The organism is Streptomyces griseus subsp. griseus (genome assembly GCF_003610995.1).
GTDB lineage: Bacteria > Actinomycetota > Actinomycetes > Streptomycetales > Streptomycetaceae > Streptomyces.
Genome location: NZ_CP032543.1, coordinates 392,467 through 410,052 on the forward strand (window position 1 = coordinate 392,467; position 17,586 = coordinate 410,052).

A 17,586-nucleotide genomic window follows, 5' to 3' on the forward strand; every position below is an offset into this window, starting at 1 on the left:
CTCCCCCCTGTCACCCCGCCAGGACGTGGTGGCGGCCGATCGGCAGCATCAGGGGCCGGCCGGACACGGGGTCCTCGATGACGCGGCTGTCCAGGCCGAAGACGGCACGGACGGTCTCCTCGGTCAGCACCTCGGCCGGGGCGCCGACGGCGTGCAGGGTGCCGTCGGCGAGGGCGATGAGGTGGTCGGCGTACCGGGCGGCGAGGTTGAGGTCGTGGAGCACCATCACGATCGTGGTGCCGCGCGACCGGTTCAGGTCGGTGAGCAGGTCCAGGACCTCGATCTGGTGGCTGGCGTCCAGGAACGTGGTGGGCTCGTCCAGCAGGAGCAGGTCGGTCTGCTGGGCCAGGGCCATGGCGATCCAGACGCGCTGGCGCTGGCCGCCGGAGAGCTCGTCCACGGCGCGGTCGGCGAGCGGTTCGGTGGCCGTCGCCTCCAGGGCCGAGGCCACGGCGGCGTCGTCCTTCTCGTTCCAGCGGGAGAACATCGACTGGTGGGGGTGGCGGCCCCGGCCCACGAGGTCGGAGACGGTGATGCCCTCGGGCGCCACCGGTGACTGCGGCAGCAGGCCGAGCGTACGGGCCAACTCCTTGGCGGGGAGGCGGTGCACCTCCTTGCCGTCCAGCACGACCCGGCCCTCGCGGGGTGCGAGCAGGCGGGACATCGAGCGCAGCAGGGTCGACTTGCCGCAGGCGTTGGCACCGACGACGACGGTGATCCTGCCCGGCGGTACGACGAGGTCGAGGGAGGAGACGACCGTACGGTCGCCGTAGCCGAGGGTGAGGTGTTCGGCGGTCAGTTGGTGGTCGGTGGTCATAGCGAGCCTCCCGCCCGGTTGGTGCGGATGATGAGGTAGACGAGGTAGGGGGCGCCGAGGACGCCGGTGACGACACCCACCGGGTAGCGCTCGCCGAAGGCGAACTGGCCGGTGAAGTCGGCGACGAGGACCAGCAGGGAGCCGACGAGCCCGGCGGGCACCAGCAGGGAGCCGCCCGCGCCGACGATCCGGGCCGCGATGGGGCCGGAGAGGAACGCCACGAACGCGATGGGCCCGGCGGCGGCCGTGGCGAAGGCGATGAGCCCGACGGCGGCCACGATCACGGTGATCCGGGTGCGTTCGACCCGTACGCCGAGGGCGGAGGCGGTGTCGTCGCCGAGCTGCATCGCGGAGAGGCTGCGGGCCTGGCCGAGGAGGAGCGGGGTGAGGACGGCGGCCGCGGCCAGGACGGGGACGACCTGGTCCCAGGTGGCGCCGTTGAGGCTGCCGGTCAGCCACCGCATCGCCTCCTGGAGGTCCCATTCGGCGGCCTGGGAGAGGACGTAGGAGGTGACGCTGTCCAGCATCGCGGAGATGCCGATGCCGATGAGGATGAGCCGGGTCCCGACGACTCCGCCCCGGAAGGCGAGCGAGTAGACGAGCAGGGCGACACCGAGGCCCGCGGCGATGGCGAGGGCGGAGACCTGCACCTCGCCGAGGGAGAGGGTGACGATGGCGATGGCCGCGGCCGCGCTCGCCCCGGAGCTGATGCCGATGATGTCGGGGCTGGCGAGCGGGTTGCGGAGCATCGTCTGGAAGGTGACACCGGCCAGCCCGAAGCTGAATCCGGCCACCAGGGCGAGGACCGCGCGCGGCAGCCGGAGCCGCCCGACGGTGAAGGTGGCGCCCGGCACCTGCTCGCCGAGGATCACCCGGAACACGTCGCCGGGCGGGTAGAACGTCCGGCCGGCCATCAGCGTCACGGCGAACGCGGTGACGACGAGGGCGGCCAGGACCAGGATCACCAGGCGCCTGCGGGAGGCGCCCCGGATACGGCGGCGGGTGGCGGCCGCGACGGAGGCCGGGTACGCCTCCTTGGGGGCCGGCCGGGTGAGGGCGGGGGCGCTCACAGGGCACGCACCTTCTGTCGGCGGACGATGTAGATGAAGAAGGGGGCGCCGATCAGCGCGGTCACGATGCCCACGTCGATCTCGGCGGGGCGCGCGACGATCCGCCCGGCCACATCGGCGGCGGTGAGCAGGACCGCGCCGAGCAGTGCCGAGAGCGGCAGCAGCCAGCGGTGGTCGACGCCGACGAGCAGCCGGCAGGTGTGCGGGACGACGAGCCCGACGAAGCCGATGGGTCCGGCGACGGCGGTCGCCGCTCCGCACAGCAGTACGGCACCGAGCGCGGCGACCGCCCTTGCGACGGCGACCCGTTCACCGAGTCCGGCCGCCAACTCGTCTCCCAGAGCAAGGGAGTTGAGGGCGCGCGCGGAGAGCAGGCAGATGGCGAAGCCGACCGCGAGGAACGGCGCCACCTGTCCGATGCGCTCGAAGGAGGCGCCGCCGACGCCGCCGATCTGCCAGAGCTTGAAGCTTCCGGCGATGTCGTTACGGGGCAGGATGACGGCGCTGACGAGCGAGGCGAACGCGGCGGAGGTCGCGGCCCCGGCGAGTGCCAGCTTGAGCGGGGTGGCCCCGCCTCTGCCGAGCGTCCCGACGGTGTAGACGAACAGGGCGGAGAGGGCGGCGCCCGCGATGGCCACCCAGATGTAGCCGGTCGGCGAGGAGAGCCCGAAGAACGCGACGGCGGTGACGACGGCGAGCGAGGCGCCCATGTTGACGCCGAGGATGCCCGGGTCGGCCAGCGGGTTACGGGTCACGCCCTGCATCACCCCGCCGGCGAGGCCCAGCGCGGCGCCGATGACGACCGCGAGGACCGTACGGGGGATCCGCTTCGTGGCCGCCGCCTGCCCCAGGGTCTCGTCGGCTCCGCCGAGCGCCGCCTGGACGTCGGCCCAGGGGACGTCGCGCGAGCCGAACGCGACGGACGCCACCATGACGGCGGCCAGGAGGAGGACGGCGGCGAGGAGCCAGAGCGTGCGGACGCCCGCCGGACGCCGGGCCATGGAGGCGTCCGGCGGGCGCCGGTCGGTGACAGCGGTCACTTGACCTTGTCCGCGGCCTTGGCGAGCGCCGCGGCGTAGTCGTCCAGCACGTAACCGATCGACAGCGGCGTCGGGTTGGCGGCGGTGGCCAGCGGCGAGCTGCCGGGCAGCAGATAGGTCGAACTGCGCTTGACGGCAGGGATCTTGGAGAGCAGCGGGTCCTTGGTGATCGCCTTGAGCAGGTCGCCCGTGTCGTCGCCGTAGCCGGTGATGATGTCCACGTCGTCGAACGCGTCGATCTGCTCGGCGCTCTTGGTGAGGGCGAACTTCTTCGTCCCCTCGGACGCCTTCGCGATGCTGCCCGGGGTCGTCATGCCCAGGTCCTCGAAGAACTGCGTCCGGGTGTCGTGGGTGGTGTAGAAGCCGATCTCGCTGACGTCGTTGGGGTCGACGTGCGTCATGAACATCGCCGACTTGCCCTTGAGCTGCGGGTACTTGGCGGCGGTCTTCGCTATGTCCCCGTCCAGCTTCGTGATCAGCTTCTCGCCCTCGTCGGCGAGGCCGATCGCCTCGCTGTTGGTGCGGATGATCTCGCGCCACGGGGTCGCCCAGGCGGCGTCCGGGTAGGCGACGACGGGGGCGATCTCGCTGAGGGTGTCGTAGTCCTTCTTGGTCAGCCCGGAGTAGGCGGCGAGGATGACGTCGGGCTTGGTGTCGGCGACGGCCTCGAAGTCGATCCCGTCGGTCTCGTCGAACAGCACCGGCGTCTTGGCCTTGAGCTCGGTCAGCCGCTCCTCGACCCAGGGCAGCACCCCGTTGCCGTCGTCGTCGCCGAAGTTGGCGGCGGCCATGCCGACGGGCACGACACCGAGGGCCAGCGGCACCTCGTGGTTGGCCCAGTTGACCGTGGCGACGCGCTTCGGCTTGGCGGGGATGGTGGTCTTGCCCAGGGCGTGTTCGACCGTCAGCGGGAAGCCGCCGGCGGCGCTCCCCTCGCCCTTCTTGTTCCCGGCGTCACCGTTGCCGTTCCCGCCGCAGGCGGCGACGGAGACGAGGGCGGCTGCCACGGCGAGCAGGCGGAGGCGGTGTGAGGACATGGGTGAGTACCCGGCTTTCCGGAGGTCGGGGTGCCGCTTCCCGCACGTCCGGGCATGGGCCGACGTCGTGGAGGGTGCACTGCGGAGGCAGAGCGGCTTAGGTAAGGCTTGCCTTCGTACTTTATGAGAGTGGACGCCTGCGTCGCAATCAACCGTTTGAGACAGTCGTTGTAGCGATAGGGACATCCGGAAGTGCCGCTCGCGCCCGGTCGACCGCCCGGCGTCTCACCCCGCCCGGAAGGAGCCCGGCGTCAGCCCGGTCGTCCGCCGGAAGGCCACACCGAAGGCGCTCGCCGAGCGGTAGCCGACCTGTTCGGCCACCGACTCGACGTCCCAGCCACGGGTCAGCAGGTCGATCGCGCGCTGGGCGCGGACCGCCGCGACCCAGCGGACGAAGCTCGTGCCCGTCTCGGCGCTGAACGCGCGCGTGATCGTCCGGGTGCTCACCTCCAGCTCGGCCGCCCACTCCGCCAGCGTCCGCTGGTCGCCCGGATCCTCGCGTACCGCGTCCGCGACGGGGCGCAGGAGGTCGGAGGTGGGGATCTGCACGAGCAGTTCCCGGGGTGAGGGCGCGAGGACGTCGAGGACGAGCGCCTCGGTCGCGGACCGGGAGGAGGGGGCGAGTCCGGGTTCGCCGAGCCGTTCCAGCAGGAGGCGCAGCAGGGGGGTGATCTCGACGGCGACCGGGGTGTCGGAGATCGACGACGTCGTCCGGAAGCCGAAGAAGCTCGCGCGGAACCAGGTGCCCGCCGTCGCCGATCCGGAGTGCAGGGTCCCGGCGGGCATCCACAGGCCCAGGGCGGGGGTGATCGTCCAGATGCGTTCGCCGACCACCGCCGAGGAGGCGCCCCGCTCGTTCCAGAGCAGTTCGTGGAAGGGGTGGGAGTGGGCGTCCCAGAGGGTGTCGTGGGAGACGACCTCGTCGTAGGGCTGGATGACGAAGGGGGTGTCGACCGATCCGGGCGCATGCGCCGGCAGCGATCGGGTCTCCCTGGTCATGGGCGCTCAGGCCTTCCTGGTCGTACGGTGCGGCCCCCGGCCGTCCGGGGGCCGGCCGCGGCGGGTGTCTCTCGCATCCGCCCAGCCTAGAAGGTCGCTCCGGCGGGTCCCAGCCGATGTCATCAGCTGCTCCATCGCGGCTCCGGAGGCCCTTCACCCTCCCCCGGAGCAGCACCTGCCCGGTCGCCCCGTTCCCCAGCGGCGACGAGGCGGCTCCGCTGACGCGGTACGCGGACGCCAGGGCCGCCCTGTCCGGCCCCCGGGCTGAGCCGGGAGGGACTGGCCTCGCGGACGCCGCACGGGTGTCGGACGGTGAGGCGGAGGGGATTCGCGGCAGCCCCATGGCCAAGGCCCTCGACGACGAGGGGCATGAGCGCCGGCGGTGGATGGCGGGCAGGGGGTTCACCGCCAGGTGGGCGGCGACGCTGGAGCCCGGCATGGAGGCCGTGGCGGACCGGATGGCCGACGGCATGCCGGACCACGGCTCCCCGGCGGAGCTGGTGGACAGCCTCCCCACGTCCTTCCGCCGGAACCCCACCCTGCGGGCCGCCGAGGAGGGGACCTCGTCCCCGTCAAGTACGACGCGGTCGTCCATGGTCTGCGCACGCTGCCCGTCATCTGGTGGCGGCGCCGGGGTCCTTCCGTACGGGAGGACCGGTCGCGCTCCCGGCGCCCGCACCGGGGCGTGCGGGAGCGTGGCGTTCCGCCGTCTGCTTCAACTCGACGTTTGCATGAGGGCAGTTACGTCCTTCAGGTGAAAGGGCTACCGCTTTCGCCGTGCCCGGGGCTGTTCGGCCGGACAGTTGGGTGGGCCGACCGGACTCCGGTCGGCGGGACCGTACGGTGAAAGGTGACGGATTCATGACCACTGAGGCCACCCGGCGGGTCGCGCTCGTCTTCTCCCTGTTCGATGCCAACGCCAACGGGGTCCTGGAGGCCGACGACTTCGATCTCATGGCCGAGCGCGTGGTGCGGCAGGCGCATGCGTCGGACCAGGCGGCGAAGGACGCGATGCGCGCGGCGTTCCGTCGGTACTGGACGACCCTGCTCACCGAACTCGACGCCGACGGGGACGGCGAGATCAGCTTCGAGGAGTTCACCGCCTGTGTGCTGTCGCCGGAGCGGTTCGACGCGACGGTCGCCGTCTTCGCCGAGGCGCTGGCCGCGCTCGGCGACCCGGACGGCGACGGGCTGATCGAGCGTCCCCTGTTCATGGCGCTGATGACGGCGATCGGGTTCGAGCCCGCCAACATCGACGCGCTCTTCGACGCGTTCGAGCCGGCCGACGGCGACCGGATCCGGGTGGAGACGTGGGTCGCCGGGATCAAGGACTACTACGCCCCCGGAAAGGCCGGCATCCCCGGCGACCACCTGGTCGTCGGCACCCCGGTCTGACCGGACGCCCCCGCGTGACCGGACGGTGGACGCCCCGCCCGCGAGGGGAGGGGCGTCCACCGCTCGCCGTCCGCACTCAGCCGGTCAGCAGGTCCGGGTCGCCCGCCAGCGCGGCCAGGCGGCCCTGCGGGTCCGGGACGAGGCGGCGTTCGGCCAGATCGAGGACGCCGGCCACCCCGGTGATCTCCGCCGCCACCGAGCCGTCCTCCATGACGACCTGCTGCTCCAGGGTGAACGTCTTCCCCGAGCCGTACTCGAAGCGGCAGGTGACGCGTACCCGCTCCCCGCCCCGCAGCTCGCGCAGGTACTTCACGGTGACCTCCAGCTGCACCGGGCCGATCCCGTCGGCCAGCAGCTTCTCCTGGGGAAGCCCGGCGGCCCGCAGCAGCTCCCAGCGGGCGTGTTCGGCGTACTGGAGGTAGACGGCCTGGTTGAGGTGGCCCTGAGTGTCGAGTTCGTAGCCGCGCACGGTCACGTCAACGGAGAAGGTCATGTCCGTGCGAACGCCTCCGCCCGGCGGCCCATTCCGGCGGACCGGTCCTGCCCGATCCCTTTACGGGCCTGTCATGCACCGGTAACTTCCACCCCGCAAGAGATTGCAGCAACATTCCGGCAGAGCTTTCTGCCGGATCGTGTCCGCTCGCCGAACCCCGAGGCGCGTCAGGGTTCTCCCCTCCCCTGGAGACACGTATGAGACGCACCCCTCACCGGCTGTCCGGACGCCCGCTCGCGGCGGCCCTGGCAGCCGGACTGCTGGGACTCCTCACCTCCGTTCCGCAGGCGGCTCCCGCCCCGGCCGGCACCCCCGTCGCGGCCACGGCCGCCGCCGAGGCCACAGCGACCGTCTTCTACTCCACGAAGACCCGCAACTGGTCGGCGTACCACCTGCATTACGCCCTCGACGGCGGCTCCTGGACCACCGTGCCCGGCAGCCGTATGCAGTCCGCCTGCACCGACTGGGTCAAGTTCACCGTCCCCCTCGGCGGCGCGAGCGGGCTGAGAGCCGCCTTCAACAACGGCTCGGGCACCTGGGACAACAACGCGGGCCGCGACTACGACCTGGGCACCGGGAACATCACCGTCAAGGACGGGGTCGTGGCGCACAGCGACCCGTGCGCGGGCACGGGCCCCGAGGAGCCGGACCCCGGCGGGCCGAACACCGCCTCCGTCTACTACGCGACGTCCACCGTCGGCTGGTCCACCGTCAACCTGCACTACCGCCCGCACGGCGGAGCCTGGACGGCGGTCCCGGGCGTCGGCATGGAGGCGGCCTGCGCGGGCTGGGTGAAGCGGACCGTCGACCTGGGCGGCGCCACCGGCCTCCAGGCCGCGTTCAACAACGGCAACGGGGTCTGGGACAACAACAACGGCGGTGACTACACCCTCCCTGCCGGGCTCACCATCGTGCAGGACCGCAAGGTGACCGCCACGGCGAAGGACCCCTGCGCCGCCGAGGAGCCGGACACCGAGGCACCCTCCGTGCCCACCGGGGCGAGGGCCGCGGCGGACGGGGTGTCCGTCCTGGTGACCTGGGAACCCGCCACCGACAACCGGGGGGTGACGAAATATCAGGTCACACGGACCGGCGGCACGAAGGGCACCCTGGTCACCGATGCCGGCTCCACCGTCCTGGCCGACACCGGACTCGAGGCCAGGACCGCCTACCGCTACACCGTCCGGGCCGTCGACGCCGCCGGGAACGTCTCGGCCGAGTCCGCCCCGGCCACCGCCACCACCGGTGAGAAGCCCACCGCACCGGCGACGGGCACACCGCTGGGCACCGATCCCCGCAAGGACCCCATCTACTTCGTGCTCACGGCCCGCTTCAACGACGGCGACGCCACGAACAACCGAGGCGGCAGCCAGCACGAGAAGTCGGGCAACGCGGCCGGCGACGACCCCATGTTCCGGGGGGACTTCAAGGGACTGGTGCAGAAACTCGACTACGTCAAAGGGCTCGGCTTCTCCGCGATCTGGATCACGCCGGTCGTCCTCAACCGCTCGGACTACGACTACCACGGCTACCACGGCTACGACTTCTACAGGGTCGACCCACGGCTGGAGTCGGCCGGCGCCTCGTACCAGGATCTCATCAACGCGGCCCACGCCAAGGGCATGAAGATCTACCAGGACATCGTCCACAACCACTCCTCGCGCTGGGGCGCCAAGGGCCTGTTCACCCCGACGGCGTACGGCGTCCGCGACTCCCAGTGGAGCCGGTACTACGACGAGAGGAACGACGGCTTCGCGTACGACGGCCTCACCGTCGAGCCCAAGTCGGGGAAGTCGTACTACAACGGCGACCTGTGGTCCACGGCCGAGCCGTCCGGCAACACCTGCGTAGGCTGGGGCACACCCACCGGGCAGACCTCACCGGAGGGGTACCGGATCTACAACTGCCAGTGGCCGAGCCCCACTTCGGGGATGTTCCCCAAGGCGCTCTACCACAACTGCTGGATCGGGAACTGGGAGGGCGAGGACTCCCGCTCCTGCTGGCTGCACGACGACCTCGCCGATCTCAACACCGAGAACGCCCAGGTGCAGAACTACCTGATCGGCGCGTACAACAAGTACATCGACATGGGCGTCGACGGCTTCCGGCTCGACACGGCGGTGCACATCCCCCGCACCACCTGGAACCGCCGCTTCCTCCCCGCGATCCAGGAGCGGGTAACCCAGCGGTTCGGCGCCGAGGCGGCGCGGAACTTCTTCGTCTTCGGCGAGGTCGCCGCCTTCGTCAACGACAAGTGGAACCGCGGATCGGTCAACCACTCCGCGCAGTTCTTCACGTGGAAGGAGCGCAAGGAGTACAGCGCGGACGACGAGAAGGCCGCCCTGGAGATGTACGGCTACGAGCAGCAGCAGGGCACGGCGGCCCAGCCCGTATCCGACAACGCCTTCCTCAGGGGGAACGCCTACCACGCACCGGACCGCAGCCGGTTCTCCGGGATGAACGTCATCGACATGCGGATGCACATGAACTTCGGTGACGCGGACAACGCCTTCCACAACGGCAAGGACTCCGACGACAGTTACCACGACGCCACCTACAACGTGGTCTACGTCGACAGCCACGACTACGGGCCCAACAAGAGCAGCGAGCGGTACGCGGGCGGCACGGACGCGTGGGCCGAGAACATGTCGCTGATGTGGACCTTCCGGGGCATCCCGACGCTCTACTACGGCTCCGAGATCGAGTTCCAGAAGGGGAAGCGGATCGACTGCGGGCCCACGTGTCCGCTGGCCTCGACCGGACGGGCGTACTTCGGGGACCGGCTGGCCGGTGAGGTGACGGCGTCCGATTTCGGCAAGGTGGCCTCGGCCACCGGCAAGGTCGCCGACACGCTGGCCGCGCCCCTGGCCCGGCACCTTCAGCGGCTCAACGAGATCCGGCGCGCGATCCCCGCGCTCCAGATGGGCCAGTACGCGACGGAGGGCATCAGCGGCTCCATGGCGTACAAACGGCGCTACACCGACACGGCGAGCGGCACCGACAGCTTCGCCCTGGTGACGGTCTCCGGGAGTGCCACGTACACCGGCATCCCCAACGGCACGTACCAGGACGCCGTGACGGGTGACACCAAGGTGGTGAGCGGAGGCACGCTCGCGGTCCCGGCCCCCGGGAAGGGGAACCTGCGCGTGTACGTCCTGGACCTCGGCGGGAAGAACGCCGCGCCCGGGAAGATCGGCGCTGCGGGCCCGTACCTCAAGTAGCCGCCTCACCCGGCGACCCGCCGCACCGTGCGCAGCAGGTACTCCCTGCGGTCCGGCGGGTCGTGGTCGGTGCGCGGGCGGTCCGGAGTCGGGCCGGTCACCGGGCGGTGGCCGTCGGACGCGGACTCCAGGACCCCCTCGGCGCGGGTCGCCCCGGGCAGCGGGGTCGTCACGCCGTCGGTCAGGCGGTTGTGGAGGGCCGCAACCGGTTTCCCTTCCCGTGCAGATGCGGAAAGCGCCATTCGGTGCGGCTGCGCAGGGTTTCGCCGGGGCGCAGCACGGTGCTGGGGTGGGCGGGGTGGTTGGGTGAGTCGGGCAGGTGCTGGGTCTCCAGGCAGAGCGAGCCGTGGCGTTCGTGGCGGCGGCCGGTGCCGTCGGTGAACGCGCTGTCGAGTTGGTTGGCGGTGTAGACCTGGAGCCCCGGTTCGGTGGTCCACAGCTCCAGGGTGCGCCGGTCGCCGGGGGCGGTGAGGCGGGCGGCGCGGCGGAGGGTGCCGGGGGCCGCCTCGCGCAGTACCCAGCAGTGGTCGAAGCCGCCGGCCAGGGCGAGTTGGGGGTGGGGGCGGGAGAGGGCGTTCCGTATCGGCTGCGCGGTGGTGAGGTCGAAGGGGGTGCCGGTGACCGGGGCCGGCGGGCCTTCGGGGATGGAGCCCGCGTCGACGGGGAGGTAGTCGTCGGCATCGACCTGGAGGGTGTGGCCGAGGATGTCGTCGGCGCCGAGGTTGAGGTAGGCGTGGTTGGTGAGGTTGACGACGGTGGGCCGGTCGGTGACGGCCGTGTACTCCAGGGCGAGCGTGCCGGTGGTGTCCAGGGTGTAGGTGGCGGTGACGTCGAGTGCGCCGGGGAAGCCCATGTCGCCGTCGGGGCTGTGCAGGGTGAGGCGGAGGACGGCGGCGGAGTCCGTTCGGTCGGCGGTGGCCTGCCAGACCTTGGTGTGGAAGCCGTCCGGGCCGCCGTGCAGGGCGTGGCCCCGGTCGTTGGCGGGGATGTGGTGCGTGGTGCCGTCGAGGGTGAAGCGGCCGTGGGCGATGCGGTTGGCGTACCGGCCGACGATCGCCCCGAAGTAGGGGTTCTTGTCGGTGTAGTCGTCGAGGGCGGGCAGCGAGCGGACGACCGGGCCGGGGGCGCCGTCGGTGTCCGGCACGGTGAGGCTGTGCAGGACACCGCCGTAGGTGAGGATCCCGGCCCGTACGCCGGTGCCGGAGTCCAGGGTCCAGAGGTCGGTGTCGCTCTTCCCGTGGGCGCGGCCGAACGGTTTGCGGTGCACGGTGGGCATGAGGAGTCCTTGGGGGTGCGGACGACGTCTAGCGGGAGTGGCGGGGTCCGGTGGATTCGCGGAGGACGAGGCGGTAGCCGGGGCGGGGCCGCCGGGGTTCGGCGACCGGGGTGCCGGCGAGGCGTTCGACGAGGCTGTCGACGGCGAGCCGGGCGATGGCCGCCTTGTCGGGCGCGATGGTGGTGAGGGTGGTGGACCCGTACCGGCTCTCCTCGATGTCGTCGAAGCCGACGACGGCGATGTCGCCCGGGATGGTCAGGCCGCGCTCGGTGATGGTGCGCATGGCGCCGATGGCGATCATGTCGTTGTACGCGAACACGGCGTCGGGCCGCTCGCCCCGGTCGAGGAGCGAGGCCATGGCGGCGGCGCCGTCCTCCCTGCCGTAGCCGTCGGTGACGACGACGAGGGACTCGTCGGGGGTGATGCCGGAGGCGGCCAGCTCCTCGCGCCAGCCGCGCAACCGGAGGTGGGCGGGCTGGCGTTCCTGTCCGGTACGGGAGCCGAGGAAGGCGATCCGGCGGTGGCCGTGGGCGATGAGGTGGGCGACGGCCTCCCGGGCGGCGGCCACGTTGTCGATGGCGATGTGGTCGTACGGGGCCTCGTACTCCCGCTCCCCCAGCAGCACCAGCGGCGCCGTCTCCGTCCGGGCCATCAGGTCCTCGGTCTCCAGGTGGATGGGGCTGAGGATGAGTCCGTCGATGACATGGGACCGGAACCCCTGGCTGACCAGCAGCTCCTTCTCGCGCAGACCTCCGGTGTGGTCGACCAGGACCGTGTAGTCGTGCCGGGCGGCGGCGTCGACGACCTCACCGGCCAGCTCCGCGAAGTACGGGTTGCCGAACTCGGGTACGGCCAGCGCGATGATGCCGGTGCGGCCCTTGCGCAGATGGCGGGCGGTGAGGTTCGGCCGGTAGCCGAGCTCGTCGATGGCCTGCTGCACCTTGGCCCGCATCTTGGGGGTGACGTGCTGGTAGTTGTTGACCACGTTCGACACGGTCTTGATGGACACGCCCGCCCGTTGAGCTACGTCCTTGAGGCTGACGCCCACGGCACTCCTTGTACTCGGTTCGACTCGTCCCTGCCCGGTCCGCCTGGTCCGTCCGGTTCAGGTGGTTCTCCGGCTGCGCGCGAGGTAACGCTGCGCCACCACGACAACGATAAGGAAGCCGCCGCTGACCACCGATTGGTACGAGGAGTTGAGCGAGCCGATCTGGTTGATGAGGTTCTGGATCACGGCGAGCAGCAGGACGCCCCAGAGGGTCCCGCTGATCGATCCGGCGCCGCCGATGAGGAGCGTGCCGCCGATGACGACGGCGGAGATCGCGTCCAGCTCCATGCCGACGCCGACGATGGTGACGCCGGAGGAGAGGCGGGCGGCGTTCAGCGCTCCGGCGAGTCCGGCGAGCAGTCCGCTGAGCGTGTAGACGAGGATCTTCGTACGGGCGACGGGCAGGCCCATCAGGGTGGCCGCGTCGCTGCTGCCGCCGACGGCGAACAGGGTCTGCCCGAACGAGGTCCGCTGGAGCAGCAGTCCGCCGACGCCGAAGAGGACGAGGGCGACGAGGATCGGGTGGCCGAAGCCCCAGACGCTGCCCTGGCCGAGTTCGGCGAACGCGGAGTCCTTGGGGACGAGGTAGGTGGTGGCGCCCTCGTCGGTGAAGGCGAGGAGGATGCCGCGCGCCGCGAGGAGGGAGGCGAGCGTGACGATGAAGGGTGCCATGTTCGCGCGGGCGATGAGGAGGCCGTTGACCAGCCCGATCGCGGAGCAGACCACGAGGGGGACGAGCAGCGCGGCGAGGAAGCCCCACTGCGAGGCCCAGGCCGCCAGGACTCCCCCGAGGGCGAAGACGGAGCCCACGGAGAGGTCGATGCCACCGGTGATGATGACCAGCGTCATGCCGAGGGCGACGATCGCGAGGAACGATGCCTGGACGGTGACGCCCCGGGCATTGTCGACGCTGGCGAAGGTCGGATAGACGAACGAGGCGATGAGGATCACGGTCAGCAGGACCGCGAGGACGCCTTGCCGCTGGACGAGTTCGCCGATACGGGAGCCGGTGGAGCGCTCGGGCCGGGGCTCGGGGCGGGAGGGCGTGTTCTTGAGGGGCGCCGGCACCTGGGGGGCCAGGGCGGCGGGGGTGGTGTTCTTCATCGGGACCGACGCTCCCGGGCGACGTAGACGGCGGCGATGATGATGGCCGCCTGGGCGATCTGTGCGGTGGAGTCGGGCAGGTCGTGCTTGACGAGGGTGGCGCGCAGCAGCTGCATCAGCAGGGCGCCCGCGACGGTGCCGAGCACCCGGATGGAGCCCCCGTTGAGCGGGGTGCCGCCGACGACGACGGCCGTGATGGCGGAGAGCTCCATGAGGGTGCCGAGCGAGGACGGGTCGCTGGCGGTGAGCCGGGCGGTGGCGAGGATGCCGGCGAGCGCGGCCATCGTGCCGCAGAGGACGTAGACGCCGATCAGAACGCGTTTGACGGGCAGTCCGGACAGTCCGGCGGCGGCCCGGTTGCCGCCGATGGCGACGATCTGGCGGCCGAAGGTGGTGCGCTGCACCAGGAACGCGACGGCCAGCGCGAGCACGCCCGCGATGAGGACGACGAGCGGGATGCCGAGGAAGGAGCCGGTGCCGAGCGCCAGGATGTCGGGGTTGACGATCTGCTTGAGCTGGCCGTCCGCCATCACCAGGGCCAGGCCCCGGCCGCCGACGAACAGGGCGAGGGTCGCCACGATGGGTTGCAGCCCGACGAGCGAGACGAGCGTCCCGTTGATCGCGCCGACCACCGCACCGGCGAGCAGCGCGATCAGGAGCGCGGGGACCAGGCCGTAGCCGAGGTAGAGCGGCAGCAGGGCGGCGGCGAGCGCCATGGTGGAGCCGACGGAGAGATCGATGCCCTCGGTGCCGATGACCAGGGCCATGCCGAGCGCGACGATGACGATGGGGGCGACCTGGACGAGCTGGGTGCGCAGGTTGTCGGCCGTCATGAAGTGCTCGGTGAACAGGGCGTTGAAGAGCAGGACGACGGCGACGGCCGCGTACACGCCGTACTCCTGGTACCAGGCGGGGTCGCGCAGCCGGGCCAGTGGCTTCGCGGGGCGTGGCAGGGTGGCCTGGGGGGTGGTCATCGGGGGTCCTCCTGGCCGTTCGCCGGGGCTTTCCCGTCGGCGTCGGCCTCGTGGCTGCGGTCGGCGGGCTCGGCGGCGGGCGTGTGGTCGGCGAGCACTTCGAGGAGGCGGCTCTCCTCCACCTCGTCACCGGCGAGTTCACCGGCGACGGCGCCGCCGCGCAGCACGACGATGCGGTCGGCGCCCTCGATGAGCTCCTCGATGTCGGAGGAGATCAGCAGCACGGCGAGGCCTTCGCGGGCGAGGTCGTCGATGAGGCTCTGCACCTCGGCCTTGGCGCCGACGTCGATGCCCCGGGTCGGCTCGTCGAGGAGCAGCACCTTGGGTTCCAGACAGAGCCACCGGGCGAGGAGTACCTTCTGCTGGTTGCCGCCGGAGAGTTCGCCGACCTTCTGCTCGGGGCTGGAGGCCTTGATCCTCAGCCGCTCCATGAAGATGTCGACGATGCGGTCCTGCTTCTCGCGGGAGACGATCCCGGCGCGGGAGAGCCGGGGCATCGCGGCGAGCACGATGTTCTCGCGCACGGAGAGCTGGGGGATGATCCCTTCGGCCTTGCGGTCCTCCGGGAGCATGCTGATGCCCGCGCGGATGGCGGCGGCCGGGGTGGGGCGGCCGATGCGCTTGCCGTCGACGGTGATCTCGCCGCCGTCCAGGGACAGCGCGCCGGTCAGCGCCTTGGCGGTCTCGCTGCGCCCGGAGCCCAGCAGCCCGCCGAGTCCCAGCACCTCACCTCCGTACAGCTGGAGGGATATGTCGTGCAGTTGGTGGCGGCGGTCGAGGCCGGTGGCGGTGAGGACGGGGGTGCGGGCCACGTCGTGCCCGGCGGCGTCGAAGCTGGTGAGGCCCTCGCGGCGGACCTCGGCGAGGTCGCGGCCGAGCATCATCGAGACGAGCCGCATCCGGTCCAGGTCGGCCAGGTCGCCGGTGTGGATGTGGCGGCCGTCGCGCAGGACGGTGACCCGGTCGCAGATGCGGTAGAGCTCGTCCATGCGGTGGCTGACGTAGAGGACGGCGATGCCCTGGCCGCGCAGGTTCTCGATGACCCGGAAGAGGGTCTCGACCTCGCGGGGCTCCAGCGAGGAGGTGGGTTCGTCCATGATGACGACCTGCGCCTGTACGGAGACGGCGCGGGCGAGGGCCACCATCTGCTGGGTGCCGATCCCCAGGGTGTGCAGGGGGCGTTTGGGGTCGACGCGGACGCCGAAACCGTCGAGGAGTTCGGTGGTCTCGCGGTTCATCCGGGCGAAGTCGATGAGGCCGAAACGGTTCTTCGGCTCGCGGCCCAGGAAGATGTTGCGCGCCACGCTCATCAGCGGGACGAGGTTGACCTCCTGGTAGATGGTGGAGATCCCGGCCTGCTGCGCCTCGAAGGGCCGGGCGAAGCGGACGGGCTCGCCCGCCACCCGTATCTCGCCGTCGTCGCTCTGGTAGACGCCGGTCAGCACCTTGATGAGGGTGGACTTGCCAGCCCCGTTCTCGCCGACGAGCGCGTGGGTCTCCCCGGCGCGCAGCGAGAAGGAGACGCCGTCCAGGGCGACGACGCCGGGGAACCGCTTGCTGACCGAGCGGGCTTCGAGCACGGGTTCCGCGACGGCGGTCTCCGCGTGCCGGGGTGTCGCTTCGGTGGGTGCCATGGATCCTGGCCTTCCGGTGTTACGGGAATGGGGCCGGGCCGCCGTGAGCGCCGGGGGCGTCGCGGCGGCCGGCCGTCCGGTCGGGGTCAGTAGGCTCCGCCGAGCGAGTCCTTGGCGTTGGCCTCGTCGTACTCCCGGTCGGTGATGATGACGTTCTCGGGGATCTCCTCACCGGCGTAGAACTTCTGCGCGGTGGCGAAGGCGAGCGGGCCGAAGCGCGGGTTGGACTCGATGACCGCGTTGTACTCGCCGTTGGCCAGGGCCTGGACGGCGTTGCGGGTGCCGTCGACCGAGACGATCTTGACGTCCTTGCCGGGCTTCTTGCCGGCCGCCTTGATCGCGGTGAGGGCGCCGAGGCCCATCTCGTCGTTCTCGGCGTAGACGGCGGTGATGTCGGGCTTGGACTGGATGAGCTGCTCCATGACCTGCTGGCCCTTGTCGCGGGCGAACTCGCCGGTCTGCTGGGCGACGATCTCCAGGCCGGGCGCCTCGGCCTTCACCTGGTCGACGAAGCCCTTGGTGCGGTCGGTGGTGACGTTGTTGCCGGAGGCGCCGAGCAGGATCGCGACCTTGCCCTTGCCGCCGGTCACCTTGATCATCGCATCGGCGGCGCGCTTGCCCTGCTCCACGAAGTCGGAGCCGAGGAAGGCCACATAGTCCTTGCAGGCGGTGGAGTTCACCTTGCGGTCGATGGTGAGGACCGGCACCTTCTTGGCTGCCGCCGCCTTCAAGGCGGGCTCCAGACCGTCGGAGTTGAGCGGCGCGACGATGAGGAACTGGGCACCCTGCGACAGCATGTCCTGGATGTCGCTGATCTGCTTGGAGAGCTGGGACTGCGCGTTGGTGGTGAGGAGCTTCTTCACGCCGATCTTCTTCGCCTCGTCCTTGATGGACTGGGTCTCGGCGATCCGGAACGGGTTGGCCTCCTTCTCCGACTGGGAGAAGCCGACCACGGCGTTCTTCAGGTCCAGCTTCGGCGCGCCGTAGGTCTCCAGCGAGCAGCCCGAACCGGAGGTGGAGTCGGGGGACTTGGCTTCCTGGGCACCCTGGCTGCTGTCGCCGCCCGCGTTGTTCGAGGTCTCCGACTTGGCGCAGCCGGCGGCGGCCAGCGTGGCGGTGGCGGCGAGGAGGCAGGCCACGGCGAGGGTACGGGGTCGACGCTGGATCATCATGCGCGGAACGCTCCTTGGCGGGTTGACGGCACGCGCGGCGGCGTGCGGTCGGGCATGCGGGACGAGGCATGGGCCGCGCGGCGGCTGCTGCCACTGCACTCCTCACGACCCTGCTCCGACGTGCGGGAACAGCGGCCGCGAGAGCCTGCTCGGGCTGTCGGCGGCTCGGTTTACAACGTTATATATGCGGTGCGGCACGGGCGGCAAGAGTGGGGCCGATGCGTTTCCAAAATGTGTCGGCCACCCGGCGGGGCGCCCGCGCGGGATACCCACGGCCATCGGCCCGCCCTACGGCAACGGGTCCTG

The 17,586-nt window shown here is 71.2% G+C and carries 15 protein-coding genes; 2 read left to right on the top strand and 13 right to left on the bottom strand.

Annotated features, from left to right (window positions below):
* Positions 1–10: 10 nt before the first annotated feature.
* From D6270_RS01715 to D6270_RS01735, 5 genes are all read right to left on the bottom strand, one after another.
* The gene (locus tag D6270_RS01715) at positions 11–817 is read right to left on the bottom strand and encodes an ABC transporter ATP-binding protein (RefSeq protein WP_109167103.1); all 807 of its coding nucleotides are present in this window, start codon (positions 815–817) and stop codon (positions 11–13) included.
* Positions 814–1,887, bottom strand: a complete 1,074-nt coding sequence (locus tag D6270_RS01720; protein WP_109167102.1) for a FecCD family ABC transporter permease — start codon at positions 1,885–1,887, stop codon at positions 814–816. The genes D6270_RS01715 and D6270_RS01720 overlap by 4 nt, the downstream gene beginning before the upstream one ends.
* The gene (locus D6270_RS01725) at positions 1,884–2,888 is read right to left on the bottom strand and encodes a FecCD family ABC transporter permease (RefSeq protein ID WP_376205512.1); all 1,005 of its coding nucleotides are present in this window, start codon (positions 2,886–2,888) and stop codon (positions 1,884–1,886) included. The genes D6270_RS01720 and D6270_RS01725 overlap by 4 nt, the downstream gene beginning before the upstream one ends.
* A gap of 35 nt (positions 2,889–2,923) precedes the next feature.
* On the bottom strand, positions 2,924–3,964 hold the full coding sequence (locus D6270_RS01730) for an iron-siderophore ABC transporter substrate-binding protein (RefSeq protein ID WP_109167100.1): 1,041 nt from the start codon (positions 3,962–3,964) through the stop codon (positions 2,924–2,926).
* Positions 3,965–4,189: 225 nt separating this feature from the next.
* Entirely contained in the window at positions 4,190–4,963 is a 774-nt protein-coding gene (locus tag D6270_RS01735; protein ID WP_109167099.1) for a helix-turn-helix domain-containing protein, read from the bottom strand.
* An 861-nt stretch (positions 4,964–5,824) separates the two neighbouring features.
* On the opposite strand from D6270_RS01735, the gene D6270_RS01745 reads away from it, so the two are divergent.
* Positions 5,825–6,358 (top strand): EF-hand domain-containing protein, encoded by a 534-nt coding sequence (locus D6270_RS01745; RefSeq protein WP_109167097.1) that lies wholly within the window; start codon positions 5,825–5,827, stop codon positions 6,356–6,358.
* A 76-nt stretch (positions 6,359–6,434) separates the two neighbouring features.
* On the opposite strand, the gene D6270_RS01750 is transcribed toward D6270_RS01745, so the two are convergent.
* Positions 6,435–6,851, bottom strand: a complete 417-nt coding sequence (locus D6270_RS01750; protein WP_109167096.1) for an acyl-CoA thioesterase — start codon at positions 6,849–6,851, stop codon at positions 6,435–6,437.
* Positions 6,852–7,048: 197 nt separating this feature from the next.
* Between D6270_RS01750 and D6270_RS01755 the strand changes: the two genes are divergently transcribed.
* The gene (locus D6270_RS01755; protein WP_109167095.1) at positions 7,049–10,072 is read left to right on the top strand and encodes a carbohydrate binding domain-containing protein; all 3,024 of its coding nucleotides are present in this window, start codon (positions 7,049–7,051) and stop codon (positions 10,070–10,072) included.
* 5 nt (positions 10,073–10,077) lie between these two features.
* On the opposite strand, the gene D6270_RS32420 is transcribed toward D6270_RS01755, so the two are convergent.
* The 7 genes from D6270_RS32420 to D6270_RS01785 form a co-directional block, all read right to left on the bottom strand.
* Positions 10,078–10,245, bottom strand: a complete 168-nt coding sequence (locus D6270_RS32420) for a hypothetical protein (protein WP_158650470.1) — start codon at positions 10,243–10,245, stop codon at positions 10,078–10,080.
* A gap of 8 nt (positions 10,246–10,253) precedes the next feature.
* On the bottom strand, positions 10,254–11,348 hold the full coding sequence (locus D6270_RS01760) for an aldose epimerase family protein (RefSeq protein ID WP_109167094.1): 1,095 nt from the start codon (positions 11,346–11,348) through the stop codon (positions 10,254–10,256).
* A 28-nt stretch (positions 11,349–11,376) separates the two neighbouring features.
* Positions 11,377–12,396 (bottom strand): LacI family DNA-binding transcriptional regulator, encoded by a 1,020-nt coding sequence (locus D6270_RS01765; protein ID WP_109167093.1) that lies wholly within the window; start codon positions 12,394–12,396, stop codon positions 11,377–11,379.
* A 57-nt stretch (positions 12,397–12,453) separates the two neighbouring features.
* Positions 12,454–13,500, bottom strand: coding sequence for an ABC transporter permease (locus D6270_RS01770; RefSeq protein WP_109167092.1), 1,047 nt, complete (start codon positions 13,498–13,500; stop codon positions 12,454–12,456).
* Positions 13,497–14,474: an ABC transporter permease gene (locus tag D6270_RS01775; protein WP_109167091.1), complete on the bottom strand. Its 978-nt coding sequence runs from the start codon at positions 14,472–14,474 to the stop codon at positions 13,497–13,499. The genes D6270_RS01770 and D6270_RS01775 overlap by 4 nt, the downstream gene beginning before the upstream one ends.
* Positions 14,471–16,108: a sugar ABC transporter ATP-binding protein gene (locus D6270_RS01780; protein ID WP_109167090.1), complete on the bottom strand. Its 1,638-nt coding sequence runs from the start codon at positions 16,106–16,108 to the stop codon at positions 14,471–14,473. The genes D6270_RS01775 and D6270_RS01780 overlap by 4 nt, the downstream gene beginning before the upstream one ends.
* Positions 16,109–16,194: 86 nt before the next feature.
* Positions 16,195–17,280, bottom strand: a complete 1,086-nt coding sequence (locus D6270_RS01785; protein WP_109167089.1) for an ABC transporter substrate-binding protein — start codon at positions 17,278–17,280, stop codon at positions 16,195–16,197.
* Positions 17,281–17,586 lie beyond the last annotated feature (306 nt).